This window comes from Endobacterium panacihumi (genome assembly GCF_050847465.1).
Lineage (GTDB): Bacteria > Pseudomonadota > Alphaproteobacteria > Rhizobiales > Rhizobiaceae > Neorhizobium > Neorhizobium panacihumi.
This window is the reverse complement of sequence record NZ_JBOZRA010000001.1, coordinates 696,278-719,073: the sequence shown is the minus strand read 5'-3', so window position 1 is coordinate 719,073 and position 22,796 is coordinate 696,278. Positions and strand designations below refer to the sequence as shown.

26 protein-coding genes are annotated in these 22,796 nt (G+C 59.7%); 18 read left to right on the top strand and 8 right to left on the bottom strand.

Going from position 1 to position 22,796, the window contains the following annotated elements; all coding sequences use genetic code 11:
* Positions 1-38 precede the first annotated feature (38 nt).
* Positions 39-2,324, top strand: a complete 2,286-nt coding sequence (locus ACRQ1B_RS03650) for a transglycosylase domain-containing protein (protein WP_432292305.1) — start codon at positions 39-41, stop codon at positions 2,322-2,324.
* 67 nt (positions 2,325-2,391) lie between these two features.
* Here the strand turns inward: ACRQ1B_RS03650 and ACRQ1B_RS03645 are convergent, their stop codons facing one another.
* Positions 2,392-2,829 (bottom strand): hypothetical protein, encoded by a 438-nt coding sequence (locus ACRQ1B_RS03645; RefSeq protein WP_432292304.1) that lies wholly within the window; start codon positions 2,827-2,829, stop codon positions 2,392-2,394.
* 123 nt (positions 2,830-2,952) lie between these two features.
* Between ACRQ1B_RS03645 and ACRQ1B_RS03640 the strand changes: the two genes are divergently transcribed.
* The 3 genes from ACRQ1B_RS03640 (at position 2,953) to ACRQ1B_RS03630 (ending at position 4,892) form a co-directional block, all read left to right on the top strand.
* Entirely contained in the window at positions 2,953-3,654 is a 702-nt protein-coding gene (locus ACRQ1B_RS03640) for an alpha/beta fold hydrolase (protein WP_432292303.1), read from the top strand.
* Positions 3,655-3,769: 115 nt separating this feature from the next.
* Positions 3,770-4,357 carry a DUF1214 domain-containing protein gene (locus tag ACRQ1B_RS03635; RefSeq protein WP_432292302.1) on the top strand — a complete coding sequence of 196 codons (588 nt, stop codon included), beginning with the start codon at positions 3,770-3,772 and terminating at the stop codon, positions 4,355-4,357.
* On the top strand, positions 4,350-4,892 hold the full coding sequence (locus ACRQ1B_RS03630) for a DUF1254 domain-containing protein (protein WP_432292301.1): 543 nt from the start codon (positions 4,350-4,352) through the stop codon (positions 4,890-4,892). Before ACRQ1B_RS03635 ends, ACRQ1B_RS03630 begins: the two co-directional genes overlap by 8 nt.
* A gap of 55 nt (positions 4,893-4,947) precedes the next feature.
* On the opposite strand, the gene ACRQ1B_RS03625 is transcribed toward ACRQ1B_RS03630, so the two are convergent.
* On the bottom strand, positions 4,948-5,124 hold the full coding sequence (locus ACRQ1B_RS03625; protein WP_432292300.1) for a hypothetical protein: 177 nt from the start codon (positions 5,122-5,124) through the stop codon (positions 4,948-4,950).
* A gap of 711 nt (positions 5,125-5,835) precedes the next feature.
* On the opposite strand from ACRQ1B_RS03625, the gene ACRQ1B_RS03620 reads away from it, so the two are divergent.
* Complete coding sequence (locus ACRQ1B_RS03620) at positions 5,836-6,759, top strand: DUF2336 domain-containing protein (RefSeq protein WP_432292299.1); 924 nt, start codon at positions 5,836-5,838, stop codon at positions 6,757-6,759.
* 3 nt (positions 6,760-6,762) lie between these two features.
* Here the strand turns inward: ACRQ1B_RS03620 and ACRQ1B_RS03615 are convergent, their stop codons facing one another.
* Entirely contained in the window at positions 6,763-7,110 is a 348-nt protein-coding gene (locus tag ACRQ1B_RS03615) for a DUF1491 family protein (RefSeq protein ID WP_432292298.1), read from the bottom strand.
* Positions 7,111-7,296: 186 nt separating this feature from the next.
* On the opposite strand from ACRQ1B_RS03615, the gene ACRQ1B_RS03610 reads away from it, so the two are divergent.
* Positions 7,297-7,527 (top strand): hypothetical protein, encoded by a 231-nt coding sequence (locus ACRQ1B_RS03610; RefSeq protein WP_432292297.1) that lies wholly within the window; start codon positions 7,297-7,299, stop codon positions 7,525-7,527.
* 29 nt (positions 7,528-7,556) lie between these two features.
* Here the strand turns inward: ACRQ1B_RS03610 and ACRQ1B_RS03605 are convergent, their stop codons facing one another.
* Both ACRQ1B_RS03605 and ACRQ1B_RS03600 read right to left on the bottom strand, forming a co-directional pair.
* Entirely contained in the window at positions 7,557-8,558 is a 1,002-nt protein-coding gene (locus ACRQ1B_RS03605; protein ID WP_432292296.1) for a peptidoglycan-binding domain-containing protein, read from the bottom strand.
* Positions 8,530-10,119 carry a sensor histidine kinase gene (locus ACRQ1B_RS03600; RefSeq protein ID WP_432292295.1) on the bottom strand — a complete coding sequence of 530 codons (1,590 nt, stop codon included), beginning with the start codon at positions 10,117-10,119 and terminating at the stop codon, positions 8,530-8,532. The genes ACRQ1B_RS03605 and ACRQ1B_RS03600 overlap by 29 nt, the downstream gene beginning before the upstream one ends.
* Positions 10,120-10,584: 465 nt before the next feature.
* Here ACRQ1B_RS03600 and ACRQ1B_RS03595 point away from each other — a divergent pair, with 465 nt between their 5' ends.
* From ACRQ1B_RS03595 to ACRQ1B_RS03570, 6 genes are all read left to right on the top strand, one after another.
* Positions 10,585-11,031, top strand: a complete 447-nt coding sequence (locus ACRQ1B_RS03595; protein WP_432292294.1) for a DUF5330 domain-containing protein — start codon at positions 10,585-10,587, stop codon at positions 11,029-11,031.
* Between the two features lie 195 nt (positions 11,032-11,226).
* Positions 11,227-11,475: a ribbon-helix-helix domain-containing protein gene (locus ACRQ1B_RS03590; protein WP_432292293.1), complete on the top strand. Its 249-nt coding sequence runs from the start codon at positions 11,227-11,229 to the stop codon at positions 11,473-11,475.
* Between the two features lie 4 nt (positions 11,476-11,479).
* Positions 11,480-11,833 carry a type II toxin-antitoxin system RelE/ParE family toxin gene (locus ACRQ1B_RS03585; RefSeq protein WP_432292292.1) on the top strand — a complete coding sequence of 118 codons (354 nt, stop codon included), beginning with the start codon at positions 11,480-11,482 and terminating at the stop codon, positions 11,831-11,833.
* Between the two features lie 41 nt (positions 11,834-11,874).
* The gene (locus ACRQ1B_RS03580; protein ID WP_432292291.1) at positions 11,875-12,582 is read left to right on the top strand and encodes a glutathione S-transferase N-terminal domain-containing protein; all 708 of its coding nucleotides are present in this window, start codon (positions 11,875-11,877) and stop codon (positions 12,580-12,582) included.
* 51 nt (positions 12,583-12,633) lie between these two features.
* Positions 12,634-13,092: a GFA family protein gene (locus tag ACRQ1B_RS03575; RefSeq protein WP_432292290.1), complete on the top strand. Its 459-nt coding sequence runs from the start codon at positions 12,634-12,636 to the stop codon at positions 13,090-13,092.
* Between the two features lie 89 nt (positions 13,093-13,181).
* The gene (locus ACRQ1B_RS03570) at positions 13,182-13,613 is read left to right on the top strand and encodes a VOC family protein (protein WP_432292289.1); all 432 of its coding nucleotides are present in this window, start codon (positions 13,182-13,184) and stop codon (positions 13,611-13,613) included.
* A gap of 41 nt (positions 13,614-13,654) precedes the next feature.
* On the opposite strand, the gene ACRQ1B_RS03565 is transcribed toward ACRQ1B_RS03570, so the two are convergent.
* Positions 13,655-15,010 carry a D-alanyl-D-alanine carboxypeptidase gene (locus ACRQ1B_RS03565; protein ID WP_432292287.1) on the bottom strand — a complete coding sequence of 452 codons (1,356 nt, stop codon included), beginning with the start codon at positions 15,008-15,010 and terminating at the stop codon, positions 13,655-13,657.
* 334 nt (positions 15,011-15,344) lie between these two features.
* On the opposite strand from ACRQ1B_RS03565, the gene ACRQ1B_RS03560 reads away from it, so the two are divergent.
* The 3 genes from ACRQ1B_RS03560 (at position 15,345) to ACRQ1B_RS03550 (ending at position 17,543) form a co-directional block, all read left to right on the top strand.
* A complete protein-coding gene (locus tag ACRQ1B_RS03560) occupies positions 15,345-15,839 on the top strand; it encodes an invasion associated locus B family protein (protein ID WP_432292286.1) in 495 nt (164 codons plus the stop codon).
* A gap of 43 nt (positions 15,840-15,882) precedes the next feature.
* Positions 15,883-16,470 carry an SH3 domain-containing protein gene (locus ACRQ1B_RS03555; RefSeq protein ID WP_432292285.1) on the top strand — a complete coding sequence of 196 codons (588 nt, stop codon included), beginning with the start codon at positions 15,883-15,885 and terminating at the stop codon, positions 16,468-16,470.
* Between the two features lie 149 nt (positions 16,471-16,619).
* The gene (locus tag ACRQ1B_RS03550) at positions 16,620-17,543 is read left to right on the top strand and encodes a bestrophin family protein (protein WP_432292284.1); all 924 of its coding nucleotides are present in this window, start codon (positions 16,620-16,622) and stop codon (positions 17,541-17,543) included.
* Positions 17,544-17,555: 12 nt separating this feature from the next.
* On the opposite strand, the gene glpK is transcribed toward ACRQ1B_RS03550, so the two are convergent.
* A complete protein-coding gene (gene glpK, locus ACRQ1B_RS03545) occupies positions 17,556-19,061 on the bottom strand; it encodes a glycerol kinase GlpK (protein ID WP_432292283.1) in 1,506 nt (501 codons plus the stop codon).
* A 104-nt stretch (positions 19,062-19,165) separates the two neighbouring features.
* The gene (locus ACRQ1B_RS03540) at positions 19,166-19,393 is read right to left on the bottom strand and encodes a hypothetical protein (protein WP_432292282.1); all 228 of its coding nucleotides are present in this window, start codon (positions 19,391-19,393) and stop codon (positions 19,166-19,168) included.
* A 301-nt stretch (positions 19,394-19,694) separates the two neighbouring features.
* On the opposite strand from ACRQ1B_RS03540, the gene ACRQ1B_RS03535 reads away from it, so the two are divergent.
* The 3 genes from ACRQ1B_RS03535 to ACRQ1B_RS03525 all read left to right on the top strand — a co-directional run bounded on the left by ACRQ1B_RS03535 (position 19,695) and on the right by ACRQ1B_RS03525 (position 22,770).
* Positions 19,695-20,795: a methyl-accepting chemotaxis protein gene (locus ACRQ1B_RS03535; protein WP_432292281.1), complete on the top strand. Its 1,101-nt coding sequence runs from the start codon at positions 19,695-19,697 to the stop codon at positions 20,793-20,795.
* A 206-nt stretch (positions 20,796-21,001) separates the two neighbouring features.
* On the top strand, positions 21,002-21,847 hold the full coding sequence (locus ACRQ1B_RS03530; protein WP_432292280.1) for a glycosyl transferase: 846 nt from the start codon (positions 21,002-21,004) through the stop codon (positions 21,845-21,847).
* 146 nt (positions 21,848-21,993) lie between these two features.
* Entirely contained in the window at positions 21,994-22,770 is a 777-nt protein-coding gene (locus ACRQ1B_RS03525) for a 3-hydroxybutyrate dehydrogenase (RefSeq protein ID WP_432292279.1), read from the top strand.
* The last annotated feature ends 26 nt before the right edge of the window (positions 22,771-22,796 follow it).

Genomic DNA, 22,796 nt, shown 5'->3' with positions numbered 1-22,796 from the left:
GATCCTTCCCGATGGAAGCGTCAAGGCTCGGATGTAAAATGAGACGTGGGAGCGCCGGCGTGCAGAACGACAATGGCTCCGAAGAGAGCCAAAAAACAGTGCCGGGCAGCGGAGCTGAAAAGCCACGTCCGCGCCGCAAGCGCCATTTTTTCCTGAAGCTGGACAGCTGGATCGATAGCACCGTCTGGAATCTCGGCTTCAAGCTCGCCGAAACCTGGGAAGAGATCACCATCTTCTTCCGCCGCTTTCGCGTACGCGGCTGGAAACGTATCGGCTTCGAATTTGCCGGCGAAGCGATGACACTCGGCACCGTCGGCTCTGTCGTGCTGCTGACGCTTGCCCTGCCCGCCTTTGAGGAGACCAAGGAGGATTGGCGCAATCGCGGCGATTTCGCCGTCACCTTCCTTGATCGTTACGGCAACGTGATCGGCCATCGCGGCATCATCCACGAAGACTCCGTGCCTATCGACGAATTGCCGGATCACCTGATCAAGGCGGTTCTGGCAACGGAAGACCGTCGTTTCTTCGACCATTACGGCATCGACTTCATCGGCCTTGGCCGTGCACTTTCGGAAAATGCCAAGGCCGGCGGTGTGGTACAGGGCGGCTCGACGCTCACCCAGCAGCTGGCGAAAAACCTGTTCCTGACCAACGAACGCTCGATCGAACGCAAGATCAAGGAAGCCTTCCTGTCGGTCTGGCTGGAAGTAAACCTGTCGAAGAAGGAAATCCTGTCGCTCTATCTCGACCGCGCCTACATGGGCGGCGGCGCATTCGGCGCGGCGGCGGCATCGCAATTCTATTTCGGCAAGAACATTACCGAAGTGAACCTCGCAGAAAGCGCCATGCTGGCCGGTCTGTTCAAGGCACCGGCCAAATATGCGCCGCATGTCAACCTGCCGGCAGCTCGTGCGCGTGCCGCTGATGTGCTGACCAACCTGGTGCAGAGCGGCATGATGAGCGAAGGCCAGGTCGTGGCCGCGCGCCGCAACCCGGCCACGGCCATTGACCGCGCCGAAGTGATGGCGCCGGACTATTTTCTCGACTGGGCCTTTGACGAAGTGCAGCGGCTGGCGGCTGCCGGAAAGATTAACCAGCGTTCGGTCGTCGTGCGCACCACCGTCGATACCGGCCTGCAACAGGCAGCAGAAGCAGCCGTCGAGTCCGGCCTGCGTGAATTCGGCGACAGTTACCGCGTCAAGCAGGGCGCGCTTGTGATGATCGAGAACGGCGGCGCCGTGCGCGCCATGGTCGGCGGCAGGGATTATGGCGAAAGCCAGTTCAACCGCGCCACCAAGGCACTGCGCCAGCCCGGTTCCTCGTTCAAGCTGTTCACCTATACCGCCGCCATGGAGAACGGCTTTACGCCGGAAACCATGGTTTCCGACGCACCGATCACCTGGAATGGCTGGTCGCCGCAGAACTATGCACGCTCCTACAAGGGCCGGGTGAGCCTGCTGACAGCCATGGCGCAATCGCTCAACACGGTGCCGGTGCGGCTTGCAAAGGAAAAACTCGGCACCGGCGTGATTGCCGATACGGCCATCAAAATGGGCGTCGAAACGCCGCTGCGCCGCGACAAGACCATTCCACTCGGCACATCGGAAGTCACCGTGATGGACCAGGCGACCGCCTATGCCGTTATGCCTGCCGGAGGTCTGCAGTCACACCGCCACGGCATCGAGCAGATCATCAATTACGAAGGCCAGGTGCTTTACGACTTCAACCGCGATGAGCCTGAAGCCCGACGGGTTGTTTCAGAACAGGCGATGTCGTCGATGAACCGCATTCTCACCCAGATCCCGGTGATCGGCACGGCGCGGCGCGCGGCTCTCGATGGCGGTGTCGTCACGGCCGGCAAGACCGGCACCTCGCAGAGTTATCGCGATGCGTGGTTTATCGGCTATACCGGCAATTACACCGGCGCCGTCTGGTTCGGAAACGACGATTTTACCTCGATGAACAACATGACCGGTGGCGCCCTGCCGGCCATGACCTTCAAGAAACTGATGGACTATGCCCATCAGGGCATCGAACTGCGCCCCATCCCCGGCATCGAAAACCCGCTGCCGCACGGCAACCATGCCACCGGTCCCGCCGTCGCAGACGCCGGCCACAAGGCAGGCGAGCCGATCGCACCGGCACTGGTGCGTCCGCGCACGCTTTCAGCCGAAACGGCCAGGGTTCTGCGTGGCATTTCAGAGAACCTGAAGGGTGCTGGGCCGGTTGTTGCAGGCGCAGCGTCGGGCACTGTGTCCGATACCGCCCCGGCCCGGCCGCAGACGGTGAAAGTCACCCCGATCAAGCTGGATCTGAAGCCGTAAGATCAGGTGCCCACCTAAGACCGGAGCCATTGCCGCCGCAGAGATTGAAACCGCGGCGGCCGATCACTCACGCATATCGCATGCGCTCCACACTTTCGACGATGATGACACGTGCGAGGATGCCGTAAACGACGCACAGGACCGCGGCACGCAAGGCCGATGGCCACACCATCTCATCGGCCATGTAAGAGGATGAAATCAACGCAACCGCGAGATTGACGATCGTCGTGATGAGAACGACCCCGATAATCAGGCTCCAGCGGTTCTCCGACAAGACACTCCGAAAGGCACAGGAATCCAATGCCCCGCCCAGCATTCCGTGAACCGGCCTGCTCATCGCCAGCAGAATGGCGACAACGAAGAACAGCAGACCTAAAAGATTGCCGATACCATCCGCAGTTGGGTTCCAGTCGAGAAGATCGGACAGAATATTATCGACGCCGGCCAGCGCGGCAAGCAACACGGAATAGGTCACCCCAAATATTACAAATAATCTGATTTTCATACCTTACCCCTTCGAGGCGGGAGGTACCAGAAGACCTATAACGCGTTCATAAGCCGAGATTTAAAAATCTATACATTCCGTCAATACGTCCGATATTGATCCAGAACATCGAGGTAACACGACATGGCACTGCTTCTGATCCCCGGTTTCATGCTCGATGCCGATCTTTGGCGCGGGATCGAGCCGGCGCTCGCGCAATGGGGCGAGGTCACCCATGCGGTTGCCAGTGAGGGCGACACCCTTGCCGAGATGGCACAGGCCATTCTCAAGAATGCGCCACCGCGCTTCGTACTGGTCGGCTTTTCGATGGGAGGGTATGTCGCCCGCGAAATCCTGCGACAGGATCCGCAACGAGTGGAGGCACTGATCCTGATCGCCACGTCGGCGCGCGGCGACAGCGAGATACAGGCCAAGCGCAAGCAGGCGCTGACAGAACAACCCGATGGCATCGCCTTCCGAGGTCTCAGCACCACAGCCGTCGCCTCCTCTCTTCATCCGGACAATGCCGGCCGCAGTGATCTCATCACCCGCATTCAGGAAATGGGCCAGCGTCTCGGCGGTGATGTCTTCCGGCGGCAATCGTTGCTCGACCGCCGCGACGAACGAGAGGAACTCGACGCGATCCGCTGCCCGACGCTGGTTATTGCGGGCGGCGAAGACCGCCTGCGTTCACGTGAAGAGGCACTCGAACTGCACGAAGGAATTGCCGGCTCGGCCTTCGTCGTGATTGAAAAAACCGGGCATATGGTGCCGATGGAGGCGCCGGAAAGATTGGCAGAGGTGATGAACGAGTGGCTTGCCGGCTGCAGCGACCGGCAAGCCTGAGCGGAGCCAACGTCGCGGCATGTCGATGTCAAAGGCCAATCACGCCCTCCCCGGTTCCTTCCGACCAGAATCAGTGCTAAGCCTCGGCCACCGTTTGCGAGGTCCAGAATAGAACGTGCTGCGTGTCCCCCTTCTCATTGCCATTTCGCTTGCCATCGCCTTTGGCGGCGGCATCTGGTCGACGCTGGTGGCGCTGGAAGCCACGATCGGTTTCGGGGCGATAAAGCTCGGCGCCTGGGAAGCATTTCCACGCGCGCAGACAGCTGATGCAGATCCGTATGCGAAATCGCACCGCGCCAATGCCGGCAAGCTGCTCTATGGCACCGCCGAAGGCCTGACCTTTACTGCAGCGGTCGATGAAAGCGGTGCGCGTCTCGACGGCAACTGCACTTACCGCATGACCGGCCATACGCCCCCAGCGCGGCTGTGGACACTGTTCACCAACGACGCCAATGGCCGGCCGCCGTCTGAAAGCGCCGAATTGCCGGCGGCACTGAATTCACGCACCGTCCTGCGTGGTGCCAATGGTGATTTTTCCGTCGAGATTTCCGCCTCTGCCCAGCCCGGCAACTGGCTGGCCATTGCCCCCCGCCAGAATTTTCGCCTTGTGCTGACGCTGTTCGATACACCGACGGCCGGTAGTTCCGGCCTGATCGACCTGTCGATGCCGAAAGTGGAAAAGATCGGATGCGGCAATGCTTAAAATTCTGCTCGCTATTCTGGTCGGCCTTGTCGGCGCCGCGCTTCTGCATCTCGTCATCGTGTTGTCACTGCCGTATTTCAGCGATCGTGACGCCTATAGCCGGGTGATTTCAGAGGGCGAACCCTTCACCTTCCACATCCTTGAGCAGAAACCGGACGAGGCCGGCCTGGCGCAGGAAGATCCCTTCCTCGAAACGGCCGTCTGTTCCTTCGACATCGAAGAGCGCCCGGTGCGCTTCAGTGCCGGTTCAGGCGTGCCATTCTGGTCGCTGGCGGTTTACGATCCTGCATCAAACGAGACCTTTTCGATCAATGACCGCACGTCGTCCGGCGGCAAGCTGGACGTGATCGTCGCCACACCATTGCAGGCCACGGCCTTGCGCAAGGCGATGCCTGAAGGGCTGAACCAGTCCATTCTTATCGAAACCCCTTTGACGCAGGGATATGCGGTGTTGCGCGCCATGGCGCCGCAACCGAGCTACCGGCCCCTGGCCGCAGCTTTCCTATCCGCCGCCGGCTGCCTGCCGGCAGACTGATACACGGACAGTCTGGCGCTCACGTAAGTCCTACGCGGCATTAGACAGGCTAGTCTCAGTTTTCGGCGCGAACCGGAGTGAGATCCATCGAACGGTGATCGACCGGCTCATGCCGTTCGTAACGAACACCCGTGTAGATCAGAATCGTTGCCGTTACCGATTGTGCTGTGCGGACCGGCACGCGGCCTGAATGTTGTTCACGCCATTTCTTTAAAACAATGATCTCAGCCATTGCACGTCTCCATAGGGGTTGCGAGACGGATGAAGGACGGACCGATTTCACCCTGCCCTTTTCAGGGGCCGGCGCATCCCGTAGCCGGGGTCATCTGCGCCTTTCTCGTCAGCATGTCCGGTTCGCCTTGAACGGGACTTAGTGACATTCCATCCTGACCTGAAACCGGAGGTTGCCGACTTCTCTGACTTTCCGCTTCAGAAGACCTCCGCAACTCAGGGGTGCTCACGATTTTTTCGCTAACAACCCTTATATTTCGGGGCCTATATGCCAATGTCAGGCAGGATGATTAACAATTCACTAATGCTAATAAGCGACTTTATCCTTATTAAAAGTTGTGCCAGGCTTGCGCTAACGCAAAGCTCCCAAAGAAACGCATGAGCGAAGTTTCGGTTCGGCCGCCGGCAGAAAAAATCAGTTTGGCCGAACAATCCACTGACAGATGAGGATGACGGGCGGTCGACGTCTCGAAACCGGTCATTCTTCACCGCTCATTAACCCTGATCTGCCTATGCTCATGCCTCATGGTGAGACAAAGCTTGCGGCCGGCCATACGTGCGCCGGGCGATACTTTGCAAAACCAGTCCTCCCGCCCGGATGTGTCAAACCGGTCGGTTTCGGTGTCAAAGTATTGCGTTGTTGGAAGTATCCGTGGACCGGTTTCGGGAACTTGAAAGGCCGCAGGCCATGCGCAGGAAGGATGTGGTTCTCATGGCCACCGTCACGAGCTTTGAGGCGCTCGAACGCCCTTCGAGATCGGAACTGCGTCAGTTTGCCGAATTGTTCGAACCGCTTTACGCGGCCTCCAGCGAGGAGGCGCGCCGACAGGCGGTTGCAGCACTGTCGCAATGCCCTAACATTCCGTCCGCTGTCGCCTTCTTCATCGCCAGCCAGCCAATCACCTTTTCAGCACCGTTCATAGCCGCATCGAAATGCCTGGACGACCAGACGCTGATCACCATTGCCCGCACGCAAGGGGCAGCGCATGCTCGCGCCATCGTGCGCCGGGAAAATCTGTCGCCGATGGTCATCGACGCACTCGTCGGCCTGCGCCATGCTCCGGACACCAGCAAGGTGACTGCCGAAAATCCGAAGGCGGCAACACCACCGCCATCGCTGCTGGACGAAGCCGAACACCCTGCCCGCGACGAAGCGCTGCGTGAGCGCCTGCGCGCCATGGCTGCCCATGTGGTTCGCCCGGAAAGCGACCGTCTGGGCCTGCGCACCGTGACTGCCATGCAGGAAGCATTGCTGGTGCGCTTTGCCCGCAACCGCGAAACCGATCTTTTCGCCACCGCCCTTGCCGATACGCTCTCCGCCAGCCGCTGGCTTGCCGAACGTATCATGCTCGACATTTCCGGCCGTCAACTGGCCACCACGCTGAAGGGCATCGGCATGCCGCGCAACGAGGCACTGCTGATCCTCGAGCGACTTTATCGCCATCTCGATGAACTCGCCGGCGATGTACCGCAATCCGAGCATGTGTGGGACGCACTGGATGCCGACGAGTGCGGCCGCCGGGTCGAGGCCTGGGGTCGTGCGGATCGTTACACCTACGAGGATCGCAGGACCGCCGTTGCGGAAACTTCGACGGCCGAACCGGCAGCGCCACGCACCGGCACCGACCGTCGTTGAGTTTCAGTTCGTGTCGGGTTTGACGATCTCGAACAGGTCGTCGATCGCATCCAGTTCAAGCTCGACCACCCAGAGATCGGAATCGAACCGTGCCTCGCGGGCGATGACCGCATCCACGGCGGACGGCTCGGCATGAGCAAGCCGCACCTCGAACCTCCGCATCCCATCATCGTCACGGGCAAAAGTCTGCGGCGCTGGCCCATAAACGCTTTCCAGCCCATCGCGAAACCGCTGTCGAATGAAGATGGCGCCAGCCTCCTCCGCACCCTTGCTGACAACGGCAGCAAAACCGCCTGCGGAAAAAGCACGACGGATCAGGGCGGACACAAAAATGTCGGAACGAATGCGCATGCGCCGATCTGTAACGCATCAGGACGGCAACCGGAACCCGTTGAGCCGACGGGCGCAATCGAAACGAGCCGCGCTGCCCATTTCATCAATTGTCAAGACAAGGGCCTGCATAGTCTTGATGTCGCACCCGGTCCGGCAGGCCGCGACAGTATCGAAAGTCTGGAAAAGCCGGCAAGCGGATCTGCAATGGCACAGTTCAAATATTCGAATTTTCTGCGGGAAGCCAATGTCCCGGCCTTCGATCGCGACTGGCAACCCGGCCAGGTGGTCGCCAATGGCGGCATCTATCGTTGCAGGACCTGCGGTGATGAAACCGCCGTGGCCAAGGGCGGCGCGCTGCCGATGAACCATCATCGCCACGAAATGCTCGGCCCCGTCGCCTGGCAGATGATCGTGTTTGCGCAGCAGCGTCCCTGATCCGACCCTGCAGACGATAGTCAGCGCGCTTAAAGCGCGCCGATCGACTTAAGTTTCTTGAGCACCAATTCGTTGGGCTCGCCGGTTTCCGGCAGGCGGTAATGGCGCTCGAAATGGCGGATCGCCGCCTTGGTCTGCGAGCCCGCGACTCCGTCCACCGACACATCCGTATAGGCGATATTGGAAAGGCCGCGCTGGATCTGCTGCACCATGTCCGGTGACGGCAAGCCGCTGCCCGTTGTAGCGGCGCGGTTATCAGCCGTGCGGATCGCTGCAGGTTCCGGCCGAACCGACGCCGGCGTCGCTTTCACGGGCGTTGCAGCCGGTTTTGTCTGCCCACTTTCGGCCGCGCGGATCGCTGCTGCAACCGGATCCTCACCCTTCAGATTTTCCGTCGGACGCGGTTTTGGCACCGGATTGGTCGCCACCTGTGGTGCGGACGGCTGCGCAGCGGCTACAGGGGGCGCTGCCTGTGGCTCCGCTCTCAGCGCCGCCAACAGGCCCTCTGTCGGCGCACCGCTTTGCGGCAGGCCGGCGGTCTGTTCGAAAAACAGGATGGCGGCTTCCGTGCGGGTGCCGATCACGCCGTCATGGGCGCCGTCATAGAGGCCACGCCGTGTCAGCTCGCGCTGGATATCGGCCACAAGCTGGCTCGGCTGCACGGTCGGCTGAGGTGCTGCAGGCGTCGCGGTCACCAACTTGCTGTCATCCGCGCGCTCGATACGAAACGTCGTCACATCGCTTGGTGGCTGCGGGCGGGCAAGGTGATAGCCCGGAATACCGTTGGGATTGTCGATATCGCGCGTGCGCAGGAAGGGCGACGGATGTCCACCCGGCTGATACCAGAGCGCATTGGCCGAAACGAAACCGAAAATGATCGCAAAGCAGGCGCTTCCGCCGATCACGCGTGGATAACGCGCGGCAAAGCTGCCCACCGCATGGATGGCCTGAATGAAGAGAGCCGGCTGGCTGTTTTTGCCCTTGGCCGTGCCCTTCTTGCGATCAGGCGATTTTCGCTTCTGCGCGTTCATCCGCAAAGTCCTGTGCCTGAATATCTGTCTGGTCGGTTTCTAGCCGTCCGATCTTGTCATGAGCAAGGAGACGCTGGTTTTCCACAGCCGAAGTCAGGCGCGGAGGAAACTCGAAGGCGATCTCGGCAGCCTCGCTGGCACCCAGTACACCGGAACCATCGGCCGGCAGAACGATCGTCACGACAGTGCCGACGCCGGGATGGCTGGCCATTGCAAACGTGCCGCCATGCAGCGCCACCAGCCCCTTGACCAGCGACAGGCCAAGCCCGGTGCCTTCATGAGCGCGGGTGTAATGATCCTGAACCTGCACGAAAGGCTGGCCGATCTGATTCAACTTGTCTGCGGCGATGCCGATGCCGGTATCGGAAACCGTCAGCACGAGATCACCGCCGGAAAGCGCTGCATCGACCGACACGACGCCATGAGCATCCGTAAACTTGATGGCATTGCCGACAAGGTTGATCAGCACCTGCTGCAACGCACGGCGATCGGCGGTTACCTCGCCCAGACCACGCTGGATGCGGGTCGTCAACGTCACGCCCTTTTCGCGGGCCTGCAGATCGAGCATCGCACGGCAGGCCTCGACGGCATCCGCGATCATGAAGGGCTCGGTCATCAGCTCATAACGGCCGGCCTCGATCTTGCTCATGTCGAGCATGGTGGTGACCACCGACAGAAGATGCGCTCCGGACTGACGGATCAGACCGACATATTCGCGCTGACGGTCGTTGGCCAGTTTGCCAAAGTACTCGCCGGCAAGCACGTCCGAAAAGCCGAGGATGGCGTTGAGCGGCGTGCGCAGTTCGTGGCTGACAGCAGCAAGGAAACGCGACTTGGCTTCATGCGCGGAACGCACCTCTTCGGCACCCAGGCGGATTTCCTCGCGCAGCTTCATCTCTTCCGAAACATCACGCAGCTGCACGAAGACGGCGGAAAGATCGCCAAAATCATTGCGAACAGCGGTCATGTCCAGCCGCGAGGCCATGAACTGACGTCCGGTTTCCGGCTCGATCGGGCGTTCGACACGCGCATCGACAACCATGCTGTCGGCACCGAGCCGCAGGGCATCAAAAGCCTGTCCGACAGCAATGCGATCGGAAACATGAACGATATCGGCAAGTGTTAGGCCAACCGGTTCGATCAGCATAGACGGCATGCGGCTGCGCTCACGTCCGCCGGCACGCTGGATGCGGCCGGAAACATCGGCGAAGAGCACCAGACCGGGGCAGGCATCGAACATGACCTGATCCAAATCCGTGACTGGCGCGGCAACACGCTCACCGCGCGAGCGCGGCAGCGCAATCACGGCGGTGGCCAGAGCCAGAAAGAAAGACAGAACGATGGCCACACCAAGCGGCAGCGCCAGCGAAGGCGCCATGACGGCAGCCAGAAGAAGCGGCACGATCACAAAAGAAGGCAGGGCTGCAAACGCAAGGCATCGCAAAGCGACAACCTCGCCGGCACGGGCTGCATCGCCCTCGCCGAGGTGCTGTAGCCAGCGAACCGCGGTATGGTCGACAATCGCGACCACCCTCAAGCCGATGTTACTCAATACACGCACGCCCGGACCCAAAAATTCACGGTTTTCATGGAGCCGACAATAGGCGTCGGCGACTTAAGGAAAGGATAAAAATGGCCTCATCCACTCCCGCGGCGAGGCCCAAACATGACTTTCCGACGCTTTTTCAGGGTACTTTTCCCGGTATGGTTAACGGGGCGTAAGCAGCGGATTTGCCTGTATTTTCCGCTCCGCGTTAACGATTTGGGCGGGTCTCTTGCCTGTGGATACCCGTGACTTCGGGCCTCGCCGCCACAAATATGCTTAATCGGAACCGCTAAAACTTGAGGCAAACAAGCATCGAATGTGTGTCGAATACGCACAGGCATTTGAAAAGATAAAATTCGATACAAATTTTGCGAAAATTCGCGGCTCAGCCATAAGCCGGCATTCGGGGATGACGCCTAAAGTCAGGGTCAGAACCGGGCAAGAACCGGCGGCCGACAACAGGGCGAAACGGAAAAGACAATGTGGTTTTTGATCAAGGGTAGCGCTTATTTCGGTCTCGGCCTGGTGGCCCTGTCCTATTTCAGCGCCCAAGGCGACGACGCAAACGGTCCAAAACCGTTCGAAATGGCCAATGCCATTGCCGCCGCCACCGGCGCTTACGACTACGTCTCTTCGATCTGCGTCGAAAAGCCTGATGTCTGCGTGAAGGGTGCCGAAACCTTCACCGCACTCGGCTACCGCGCCAAGGAAGGCGCACGCGTGGCTTATGAACTGCTCGACAAGAGCCTTGCCGAAGACGAAGCCAAGACTGTCGAGGCAAAGACCGTCGAAGCCATCATCTCCGATCCGTCGCAGCAGCCGATGCCGCAGAAGATTGCCGCCGCGACAAACGTCCAGCCGGCCGACAACGTCTTCACCGGCACCGTCATCAACATTCCGGTTCCGACGAAACGCCCGCAACTCTGACAAGCTTTTCCGCGCAGCCGTGCGCGGAGCACCTATCCGCCACGGACTGCCTTGCCCGCGGCGCGACCACCTACAGCCCCTGCTGACGCCGCGAGATCCCTGTCTTGCGGCGTTTTTTTGCGCTATTGGCCCTCAACTGCCGTCGCATTTATTGGCAACATCTGCAACAATGCTGGTAAATAACGAGAGGATGAGATGGGATCAGAAAGCATCCACGTGCGCGTCGCCGGTCGGCTGCAGGACCATATTCGTCAGCAGACCGGCGAAAACGGCCTTTATGACAATGCCAGCGAATATATCCGCTCGCTGATCCGCAAGGACATTCAAAACAGCGATGACGCTTGGGATTGGCTGAAACAGCATCTTGAGCCGGGACTGCGCGCCGACGAAGGCGAATTCCGCGAGGTCTCCGCCGAGGACGTCATAAGACGCAACAAGACGTGATGAGATGGTCGGCTATCTCTTCTATCCACCGGCAGACACAGCGCAGGACCGAATATGGCGCGACACGGTAGAGAGATGGGGAGAAAGCCAGGCCGAAGCATACGTTCTTGGGCTTCACCGACATCTGCAAAAACTGTCGATTACTCCAGCCCTATGGCGCGTCCTGCCAAGATCTCTCGCCGTTCCGGAAACTCTTGACGTCGATGTCTGGTTCAACCGTTACGAACATCACTACATCTTTTTCCGAAAACTCTTCGACGGACGGATTGGCATTATAAGCCTGCTCCATGAGCGAATGGATTTGCCCGTTCGACTAACGGATGATCTGTTGAATATCACGCGACAGAACCCGACATGAGTTCCTTCATATGCGATGCCAACAGAGCCCGAGGAAACCCCATGGCCGATCTCTCCGCATTTCCGATAACCCGTAAATGGCCAGCGCAGGACCCGAACATCCTGCAGCTCTATTCCACGCCCACGCCGAACGGTGTGAAAGTGTCGATCATGCTGGAAGAAACCGGCCTGCCTTACGAGCCGCATTTTATCAATATCGGCGCTGACGAGACCTGGGGGCCGGAATATCTGTCGCTCAATCCCAATGGCAAGATCCCGGCCATCCTCGACCCCGATGGGCCGAATGGCGAGCCGCTCGCTCTGTTCGAATCCGGTGCCATCCTCATCTATCTTGCAGAGAAGACGGGTAAGTTTCTGCCCGTCGATCCGGCTAGGCGATATGAAGTCATCGAGTGGGTGATGTTCCAGATGGGCGGCCTTGGACCGATGTTCGGGCAACTCGGCTTCTTCCACAAATTCGCTGGCAAGGATTTTGAGGACAAACGCCCGCGTGACCGCTACGCCAAGGAAAGCGCTCGCCTGATCCGCGTGCTCGAAACAAGGCTTGAGGGTCGCGACTGGATCATGGGTGACGAATACACGATCGCCGATATTTCCATGCTCGGCTGGGTGCGCAATCTGATCGGCTTTTATGGTGCTGCCGAACTGGTGCAGTATGACGAGCTGAAGAACGTGCCAAAATGGCTGGAGCGCGGTCTTGCCCGCCCGGCCGTTCAACGCGGGCTGGATATTCCCAAGCGCCCCGCCTGACTTCACGCACGGACCGCACTATCTCCCTGAAGGTATAACAGGGAGATAGCCATGCCGATGCCAAACCTGCCAGTCGAAGGGTCCTGCCGTTGCGGTGATGTCCGCCTGAAGATCAGCGCACCGCCGATGATCACCATGGCCTGCCATTGCCGCGGCTGCCAGAAGATGAGTGCCAGCGCCTTTTCCTGTTCGGCAGCAATCCCGGCACAAGGCTTTGAAGTGACGGCGGGTGAGCCGGTGATTGGCGGCGCCCATGGCGACGACACCCACCACTATCATTGCCCGCGCTGCAAAAGCTGGCTGTTTACGAAGCCAGTCGGCATGGATTGGTTCGTCAACATCCGTCCGACCATGCTTGATGATGCGTCGCGGTTCGCACCCTATATCGAAACCTACACCTCCACCAAATTCGCATGGGCGGAGACCGGCGCGGTGCGCAGCTTTGAAGAGTTTCCGCCGATGGAAGCATACGAAGGACTGACAAAGGAATTTGCGGCGTGGCAACCGTAAAATAATGTCATCCAGTTGTCGGCAACACGCCCAGCCCCGCGTCCTAGAGATATCCCGTCAATGTCAGGCGGCGATCATAGGAGGATCAAATGGAATCCGCAGTCGAACAGAATGTCAGTGAGCAGCAACCGGTTCCCGTGAAGGGCGGCATTGTCGCCTATCTGCAGGTGGATGGCGCCATGAAGGCCGCGGAAGTCTACGGCAAGGCGCTCGGCGCCGAGCTTGCCGGCACGCATCCCCCCGATGATCAGGGCCGCACCATGCATGTGCATCTCTACATCAACGGCTCATCGCTAATGCTGAGCGATCCCTATCCCGATTACGGCTATCCGCTGGAAAAGCCACAGGCCTTTACTGTCATGCTGCCGGTGACCGACATCGATTTCTGGTGGAAACGCGCTGTCGACGCCGGTTTTACCGTGGTCACCGAATTACAGGTGATGTTCTGGGGTGACCGATACGGGCAGTTGCGCGATCCGTTCGGCGTCCTCTGGGCGATGAACGAGCCAGCAGGGAAATAAGCCGATTACGAGTGGCGAGACCCATGGCCTCGTCCTCGCACTCAGCCGGATCCCTGCAACACGAAACATTCGACCGAATATTGCTGCAGGGCGCTGCAGGCTGCCATGGCGCCTCTGCGATCACCAAAGCCCACCAATTGCGCACGGTACATGGCAGAGCCGGAACCGCTGGTCGCCTCATTGATAAGAGGCGCTACCGCACCAAAATGATCCGCAAGGATTGCCTGCGCGCGGGTGAGAAGCCTGGATGCGGTGCTGCGGCTGCCGGCAGCGGCAATCTGCACCCGCCAGCCTTTGGGATCGGCGGAAACGACGGCGGCGCCGGGCGCGGATGGCGCAACCGCAGCAATGCCATCCTGCGCGGCAGAGCGTGATGATGCCCCCAAGGCAAGAGCAGGCACCGGACCGGAGCGGGTCACACCCGGCAGGCTCGAGCTGGACTTGCCAGCCAATTTTGTCCGCGCCATTACCTCGGTGGTCGAGGGTGTCGCCGACGGATTTCGGAAAGGCGTGGGCACGTTTGCCAAACCTTCGGAAACACCCGCGGCAGACCGTTTGGCGTCTGCGCCGGCAACAAGCGTTTCGCGTCCGAGCGCCCGGTCGAGCAGCGCTTCCATCTGGGCATCGCGGCTGCGGGCACTCTTGCCGCCCAGCACGACGCCGATGATGCGGCGACCATTCTCGTTGACGGCACTGACGAGGTTGAACCCGGATGCGTTGACGTAACCCGTCTTGACGCCGTCCATGCCGGCATAACGATACATCAGGTTGTTATGGCCGCGGATCGTGCGGCCACGAAAATTGAAGGAGCGTTCGGAGAAGATGCGGTATTCCTGCGGATAGTCGCGGATCAGCGCGGCGGCCAGCACGGCCATGTCCCGCGCCGTGGTCACCTGGGCATCGTCCGGCAGGCCCGATGCATTGCGGAATACGGTGCTGCGCATGCCGAGCGCCCGCGCTTTCAGCGTCATCATACGGGCAAATCCCTCTTCGCTACCGCCGATATGATCGCCGATCGCCTGCGCCGCATCATTGGCGGAGCGAATGGCGGTAGCATAAGCGGCTTCGCGGAAGGTGAGTGGCTTGCCGGCTCCAATGCCGAGCTTATAGGGAATCTTGTCCGCCGCGTTCTGCGTCATGATGATCTGCTCATCCCAGGAAAGGCGGCCTTGCCTGATCGCCTCGAAGGCAAGATAGAGAGTCATCATCTTGGTCAGTGACGCCGGGTGGTTGATCACATCGGCATTCTCGGCGGCGAAAACCTCGCCCGACCTGGCGTCGACGATAAAATGCGCATAACCGGCACGGGCAGCGTTCGCACTCATGCACAAGGCGATGAAGAACAGGCCGGCGAAAATGTGGAGAAAGCGGTTTTGGGCCGCGGAAATCATGCGCATTATCGTCCTATCGATGCGTTCGGGCCGCGCGCGATGCACGCGACCGACCAGACCCAGCCCATGACGCGGGACATTAATCCTTCGCTGGTGGTGGTTGCAATCACCTTTGCCAATTGTCCCCGCCTTAGCATTACACACTTAACAAGCCGCCTATTGCACATGGTCTATGGCCAACAGACGGCCAGATTGCGGCGACTTCACGGCTTCGTGAGCCTGCTTGAACAGCGGAAAGCTAAGATTTTAACTAATGAGTAACCCGGCCCGCCTTTGATCGGGCTTCGCCGGCCGGTCTGTCCAGACCTCTAATGCCAACATCACTCGTCAGGGACATCCGATGCTCGTCAAGTCCATTTCCGCTGCAGTTTCCATCACCCTTCTGTCCGCCGCCGTTGCCCAGGCTCAGCCGGCCCGCGTCAAGCAGTTCGACGCCTGGGGCGTCTATTCCTATGAAAGCGGCGGCCGCAAGCACTGCTATGCACTCAGTGTGCCGACGTCCTCGCAGCCCTCCTCCGTCAATCACGGCGACAATTTTTTCATCGTCGCACCGCAGTCCGGCGGGGCGATCATGCCGCAGGCCATCATGGGTTACGATCTGCGCTCGACCTCCGATGTCACCGTCAACATCGATGGCAACAGCTTTGACATGCAGCCCAAGGACAATGCCGCATGGGTGCGAAACAAGGATCGCGAACCGGCCATGGTGACAGCCATGCGCGGCGGTTCCAGCATGAACCTCAGCGCGACTTCGGCGCGCGGCACCAACACCCAATATTCCTACTCACTCTCCGGCGTGACAGCCGCGCTGAACGAAGCCAACCGCTGCAACTGATGTGACGAACGCGCCGATGCGGCCGCGAGCGAAACATCAGATCATGACGAAGCGTCACAAAGGCCACGGCATGCTTGCCGTGGTTTTTTCGGCCATACTCGTCGGGATTGCGCTGGCGGCCGCCTTCATCGCCCCCGCCAGCGTCAGCGATCCGGTCGAAGCCGCTCCGGCGTTCAATGCCAAATGGAAAAAGGGCCGGGAAACCGGTTTTCCCGTCCCCCGTTACGTCTCTTTGAAGTTCGGCAATTCCCGCATGCGCGTCGGCCCTTCGACCGATTACGGCAGCCGTTGGGTCTACAAGGCGCAAGGCCTGCCAATGGAAATTACCGAGGAATTCGGAAACTGGCGTCAGGTGCGCGATTACGACGGCATTACCGGCTGGATGTATGCACCACTTCTTTCCGGCCGGCGCACGGCCGTCATCGGACCTTGGATCGATAAGACCGTGCCGCTGCACCGCTCGGCCTCCAGCCGGTCGTCGATCGTCGCCGACCTCGAAGCACGCGTGCGGATGTCGCTCGACAATTGTGATGGCCACTGGTGCCGCGTATCGCTGATCGGACATGATCTGAAAGGATATGTCGAACAGGCTGCACTCTGGGGCGTCTATCCCGGCGAAACGATCAAGTAGGCGGCAAGAGGCGGCTGGCGGATTGCTTCAATACGCCGCAGCCGACATCGGGAAACGGGATAAAATTCGGCCTTCATTGGGCCTATAGGACAGGCACCCTTGACGATTCGCAAGAAGCGCCTGCCCTCGCCTCCCTTCAGAGCCCCCAGATGATTGTCCGTTCCCGCCCCTCCCTTTTCAAACTTTTCTTCATTCTCAAAGGCTCGATCATCGTGCGAATCTTTCCGCAGATGCTGTTTGTCTTCGTCGTATCGACCATCGTGGTCATCGCCCATCGCGACCTTCCGTCGATCGTCCCCGGCTCGCTCGGCGCGCCCTTTGCCCTGTTCGGGATCGCCATCTCCGTGTTTCTCGGCTTCCGCAACAACGCCTGTTACGACCGCTGGTGGGAAGCGCGCAAATGCTGGGGTCAGTTGATCTATGCAACGCGCGGCTTTGCTCGCCAGTCGCTGCTTTTGCCGACACTGCACGGCGAACGTGGCGAGACGGCCCGACACTCGCTCTTGGATCTGATGATTGCGCTTCCGCATGTCCTCGTCGGCTATCTGCGGCCGGACGGAGTGCAGACCGTAACGCCGGTGCTGCCGGCCGAGATTCGCGATGCCATCAGCGCCTCGAAAATGCCGGCAGAAGTGCTGCTGAACCAGATCTCACGGCAGTTGGCCGGCCTGCGCCGGGACGAGATGCTCAGCGATATTCAATTGAAGATGCTGGATGAAAACGTGCAGCAGATGGGCATCGCGGTTGCCAATTGCGAGCGCATCCGTTTCACACCCCTGCCCTTTGGTTACACGCTGCTCCTGCATCGCACGGCGCATCTTTTCTGTTTCCTGCTGCCTTTCGGTTTTTCCGATCTCCTCGGCTGGGCCATGCCATTCGTGACGGTGCTGATCGCATATACCTTCTTCGGCCTCGACGCCTTGGGTGACGAGCTTGAAGAGCCGTTTGGGCTCGGCCCCAACGACCTGCCGATCAACACGCTTGCTGCGGTCATCGAACACAATCTGCGTGAAGCATTGGGTGAAACCGACCTGCCGCCGTTGCCGCAGCCGGTCGATTATGTGCTCACGTGAGTTTTGAATGGGTCAGGCGCGGCTGAGCGTGCGCCTGACCGCATCCTTCCAACCCGCCAGGCGTGCTTTGCGGGTCTTCGTATCCATTTCCGGCTCGAACCGGCGCTCGCGTGCCCATGTCTTGGCGAATGTCTTTCGATCCGGCCACAGACCGGCGCGGCTGGCAGCAAGCCAGGCGGCACCGAGGGCAGTGGTTTCGAGAATGGTCGGCCGATCCACCGGCGCCTCGATGAGGTCGGCCAACCGCTGCATCGTCCAGTCGGAGGCGACCATGCCGCCATCGACGCGCAATACTGTGTCTTCACCGGAGGCCGATCGCCAGTCCTTGTGCATGGCATCGAGCAGATCGCGTGTCTGGAAGCAGACGGCTTCAAGTGCTGCCGCCGCGAATTCGGCCGGGCCCGTGCTGCGGGTCAGGCCATACATGGCGCCACGCGCATCCGCATCCCAATGCGGCGCTCCAAGGCCGGTAAAGGCGGGCACGAGATAAACCTCCTGTTGCGGATCGGCCTGTGATGCCAGTTCCCCGGTTCGGGACGCCTTGTCGACGATGCCAAGGCCGTCGCGCAGCCATTGCACGGCAGCACCGGCGATGAAGATCGATCCTTCCAGCGCATAGATCGTCCTGCCGTCCAGCCGGTAGGCGATCGTCGTCAGCAGCCGGTTCTTCGAGCGCACCATCTGCGTGCCGGTGTTGAGGACCGCAAAGCAACCGGTCCCATAGGTGGACTTCACCATGCCGGGTTCGAAACACGCCTGGCCGATCACCGCCGCCTGCTGGTCGCCGGCAACACCGAGGATGGGGATTTCGGCGCCGAAAAGCCCCTCTTCCGTCACACCGAAATCGGCGGCGCAATCCTTCACCTCCGGCAGCATGGCGGCGGGTATGTTCAGGATGTCGAGCAGATCCTTGTCCCAGCGATTTTCAGCGATATTGAAGATCAGCGTGCGCGAAGCATTGGTCGCATCGGTGACGAAGCTTTTGCCACCGGTCAGTCGCCAGATCAGAAACGTATCGACGGTGCCGAAGCACAGTTCGCCTCTTTCCGCCCGCGCCCGCGCGCCTTTGACGTTAGATAGAAGCCAGGACAGTTTCGTGCCGGAAAAATAGGGATCGAGGATGAGGCCGGTGCGGCGGACGAATTTCTTCTCCAGCCCCTTGGCCTTCAGCTTGTCACAATCACGCGCAGTGCGGCGATCCTGCCAGACGATGGCATTGTGGATAGGCTTGCCGGTTTCACGGTCCCAGACGACCACGGTCTCGCGCTGGTTGGTAATACCGATGGCGGCGATCTGGCCAGCCTTGATCTTGGCGTCGGCGATCGCCTTGCGGATCGTCGACAGCACACTCGACCAGATGTCTTCCGGATCATGTTCGACCCAGCCGGATTTGGGAAAGATCTGCGGAAACTCTTCCTGGGCGAACCCGGCGATCTTCATGTCCTTGTCGAACACGATCGCCCGTGTCGATGTCGTACCCTGGTCGATCGCCAGAACATAACCCTTGGCAGCCGCCATATCGCTCCTCCTCAAGCCCGAAATGACCGGCCTTGGTTTGAGCAGAAGCAAATGACGCCTGTCAACCGTTGGCCGACAGGCTTACGCCATTAGCATACAGATACTTATTCGGCCGCGATGCGCGGCGTCTCGTCATGCCCGTCACGATGGCTTGGCGGCACATCCGGAGCCGGCTGCGGCACGGGCGGCAACCAGCGCATCGGCAGGCGCGGAAACATCACGAACAGGACCGTGACGATCAGCGAAAAGATCGACATCTTGTTGTTGTAGGCGGTATCGCGGTCAAAACCGTCTGCTGCGGCTGCCTGTGGCATGTCCTCGGCCTCTTTCATGGGCGTTTCCTCCGATAAACGGCACCATAGACCAGCGAGATTGATAGCCACTGAAAATGATCGCTCCAAGTTTAGTGATCGCTATTATTGCGCGCAGTATTTTTGATCTTGTCGCTGCAGCAAAACCACCGTGCGGTTTCGGCGACAAAGGTCAATGTCAATAAAATCATCAACGTGCTCAAATATTTGGCAGGATGGAATACTGAATAGTCGCGACCTTCGTTAAGACTTCGACAATCTTACAATGGCTAAATGTGCCAAGCTGTCACGTTTCATTTTCGGTCACTTTCGGATATTCGCCATGATCCCTCTTCAAGCGCATATGCATGAAAAGCAGGCTGCCACGCCACGTTCGGTTCGTCTGGTCACGGAAGCGATCGGCAAGGATCTTGAGCGCTTCAGCACGGACAACACCCATGTGGTCCGACAGATCCGGCTGCTCGCCATCAATGCCCTGATCGAGGCGGCGCGCGCCGGCGACATGGGCAAGGGCTTTGCCGTGGTCGCCAACGAGGTGCAACGTCTGGCGCAGGTGGCATCCGACATTGCCGCCAAGTTCGAAAGCAATGTCGTCGGACGCATCGGCCTCAACCGCCATATGGCAGACGCGCTCGTCACCGAGATGGAAGGTGTACGGCTGACCGATCTCGCCCAGACGCTGGTGCAGCTGATCGTCCGCAACCTGTTTGAGCGCACCGCAGACGTACGCTGGTGGGCAACCGATACAGCTCTCTGGCAGGCCTTGTCCGAACCAACGCCGGACAGTCTTGCCTTTGCCAGCGAACGGCTCGGCGTGATCAACCGTTTTTACACGGTCTATCTCGATCTGGTCGTTACCGATCTCAACGGCAAGGTCGTCGCCTCCGCCAATCCACGTTTCCAGCGCAAGGTCATCGGCCGCCCGCTTTCCGGCTCCCCCTGGTTTGAAGCAGCCCGCCGCACCGCAACCGGTGACGACTATATCGTCGACACCGTCAAACCGAGCCTCCTGCATGATGACCACCATGCACTGGTCTATGCGACCGGCATTCGCGAAGGCGGCAAGACGGATGGTGCGTTGCTGGGCACACTGGGCGTCTATTTCGACTGGCAGAACCAGGGTCAGGCGATCGTTGAAAAGGAAGCCAACCTGCCACCGCAGACGGTGGCACGCACCAAGGTCATGCTGCTGGATGGTGAAAGCCGGGTGATTGCCAGCACCGATCCGACACTGATGTTTTCTCATTTCATGCTGGCCGGACAAAACGGGCAAGCGTGCGGCAGCTATTACGACAACAACGGCTCGATCGTTGCTTATGCAAAAACGCTTGGTTATGAGGATTATGATGGGCTCGGCTGGCACGGCGTGGTGGTGCAGCAAACCGAAAGCGACGAAGCGATCCGCGAGGCTTTCGATATTTGATAAAGCATCTCGCCTTACTGGTGATTACCGTATTCGATTAACGCTGCACTTCCTTTAAATCCAAAGTAAGTTGCCAAGAGCGCCGGCATCGGCCATAGATGCCGCCAACCATTCTGTTGACGTTCTTTAGCGCAGTGGCGAGCAGGATGATGCTTTGGCGTCATCAGCCAACGGCTGTCGCCAAACATTATAGAGTTTTTATTTCGATGACGAACAGCGTCCTTGCAGCCACCTCGGGCGTCAAGCAGATCATCTGCATCAACTGGGGCACCAAATACGGACCACCGTTTATCAATCGCCTTTACGCGATGGTAAAGCGCAACATAACACCGCCTTTTACCTTCACCTGTTTCACCGACAATCGCAGCGACCTGAACCCGGAAATCCTCTGCGAGGATCTGCCACCGCTTGGCGTCGAGAAAATGCCAGAGCGCACACTCGGGATATGGAACAAGTCGCGGCTTTGGAACACGCAGCTCGGCTCGCTCAGCGGACCGGTCCTCTTTCTTGACCTCGATATCGTCATCGTCGGCTCGATCGATGCTTTTTTCGAGGTGGGCGGACCTGACGACGTCGTCATGGCACGCAATCAGACGACCCCCTTCGAAAGGCTCGGACAGTCGTCCGTCCTGCGCTTCCCCGTTGGAAAACTCGCGCCTCTTCTGGAAAAATTCACCGCAGACCCACAGGGCACTGCCGACAAGTACAGGTTCGAGCAGCGTTTCGTGACACGTAACGCTCCTGGCGGCGTAAAATTTTTCCCGCGGCGCGCCGTCCTGCATTTCAAGCAGGATTGTCGCTGGCCTTTTCCGCTAAACTACTTCCTCGTGCCGACCCTGCCTTCGAAGGCGCGTATCGTGCTGTTCCCACGTGGCTTCTATCCGGAAAATGCGGTGGAAGGCAGGTTCGGTTACGGCGCAAGCGTTCGTTCGCCACTGGGGCATCTGCGCAATGCCTTCAATCGCAGCAACCGCGGCAATGAGCCATTCTTCCGTTATCTGCGCCATTTTATCCGGCCGACCCCGTGGGTTGCGGATTATTGGCGCGAATGATCGGCTGGCCGGCGGCGCCATCAGCCTGACGATGAGACCATCGGCCTGACGGCAAGCCCACAGGCCTGACGGCAAGCATTGCCGAACCGCAACAATCGAGAGTAACCTGCCGAAAAGGTTCATAGAACGTTCGGGAGGAAACGCGTATGACAAGAACCGTCGTGATTACCGGTTCCACCTCCGGCATCGGGCTTGGCATCGCTCGCGCCTTTGCCCGGGAAAACGCCAATGTCGTCATAAACGGCCTTGGCCCCTCGGATGCCATCGAGAGCGCGGTGGAAGAATTATCCGCCCTCACCTCCGGCAAGGTCATCCACCACCCTGCCGACATGACGAACCCGGGCGAGATCGAAGACCTTATCGCCTCTGCCGCGCAAAAATTCGGTACGATCGATGTGCTCATCAACAACGCCGGTATCCAGCATGTGGCCCGGATCGAGGACTTTCCGCCGGAAAAATGGGATCAACTGATCGCCATCCTGCTCTCCTCCGCCTTCCACGCCATGCGCCACACGATCCCGCTGATGAAGGCACAAGGCAGAGGCCGCATCATCAACATCGCCTCGGCCCACGGGCTTGTCGCCTCGCCGTTCAAATCCGCCTATGTGGCTGCCAAGCATGGCATCATGGGCCTCACCAAGACGGCAGCGCTGGAACTGGCGCGAGACAATATCACCGTCAATGCCATCTGCCCCGGCTTCGTGCTGACGCCGCTGGTCGAAAAGCAGATCCCCGACCAGGCCCGCGAAAAAGGCATCAGCGAGGCGCAGGTGAAGGATGAGGTTCTGTTGCGCTTGCAGGCGACGAAGGAATTCGTCGGCATAGAGGAGGTCGCCAACGCCGCGCTCTATCTTGCCGGCGATGCCGCCCGCAGCATTACCGGCACGCATATTTCCATCGACGGCGGGTGGACGGCGCAATAGGATCGGGACTCAAGAGCTCGAAACAG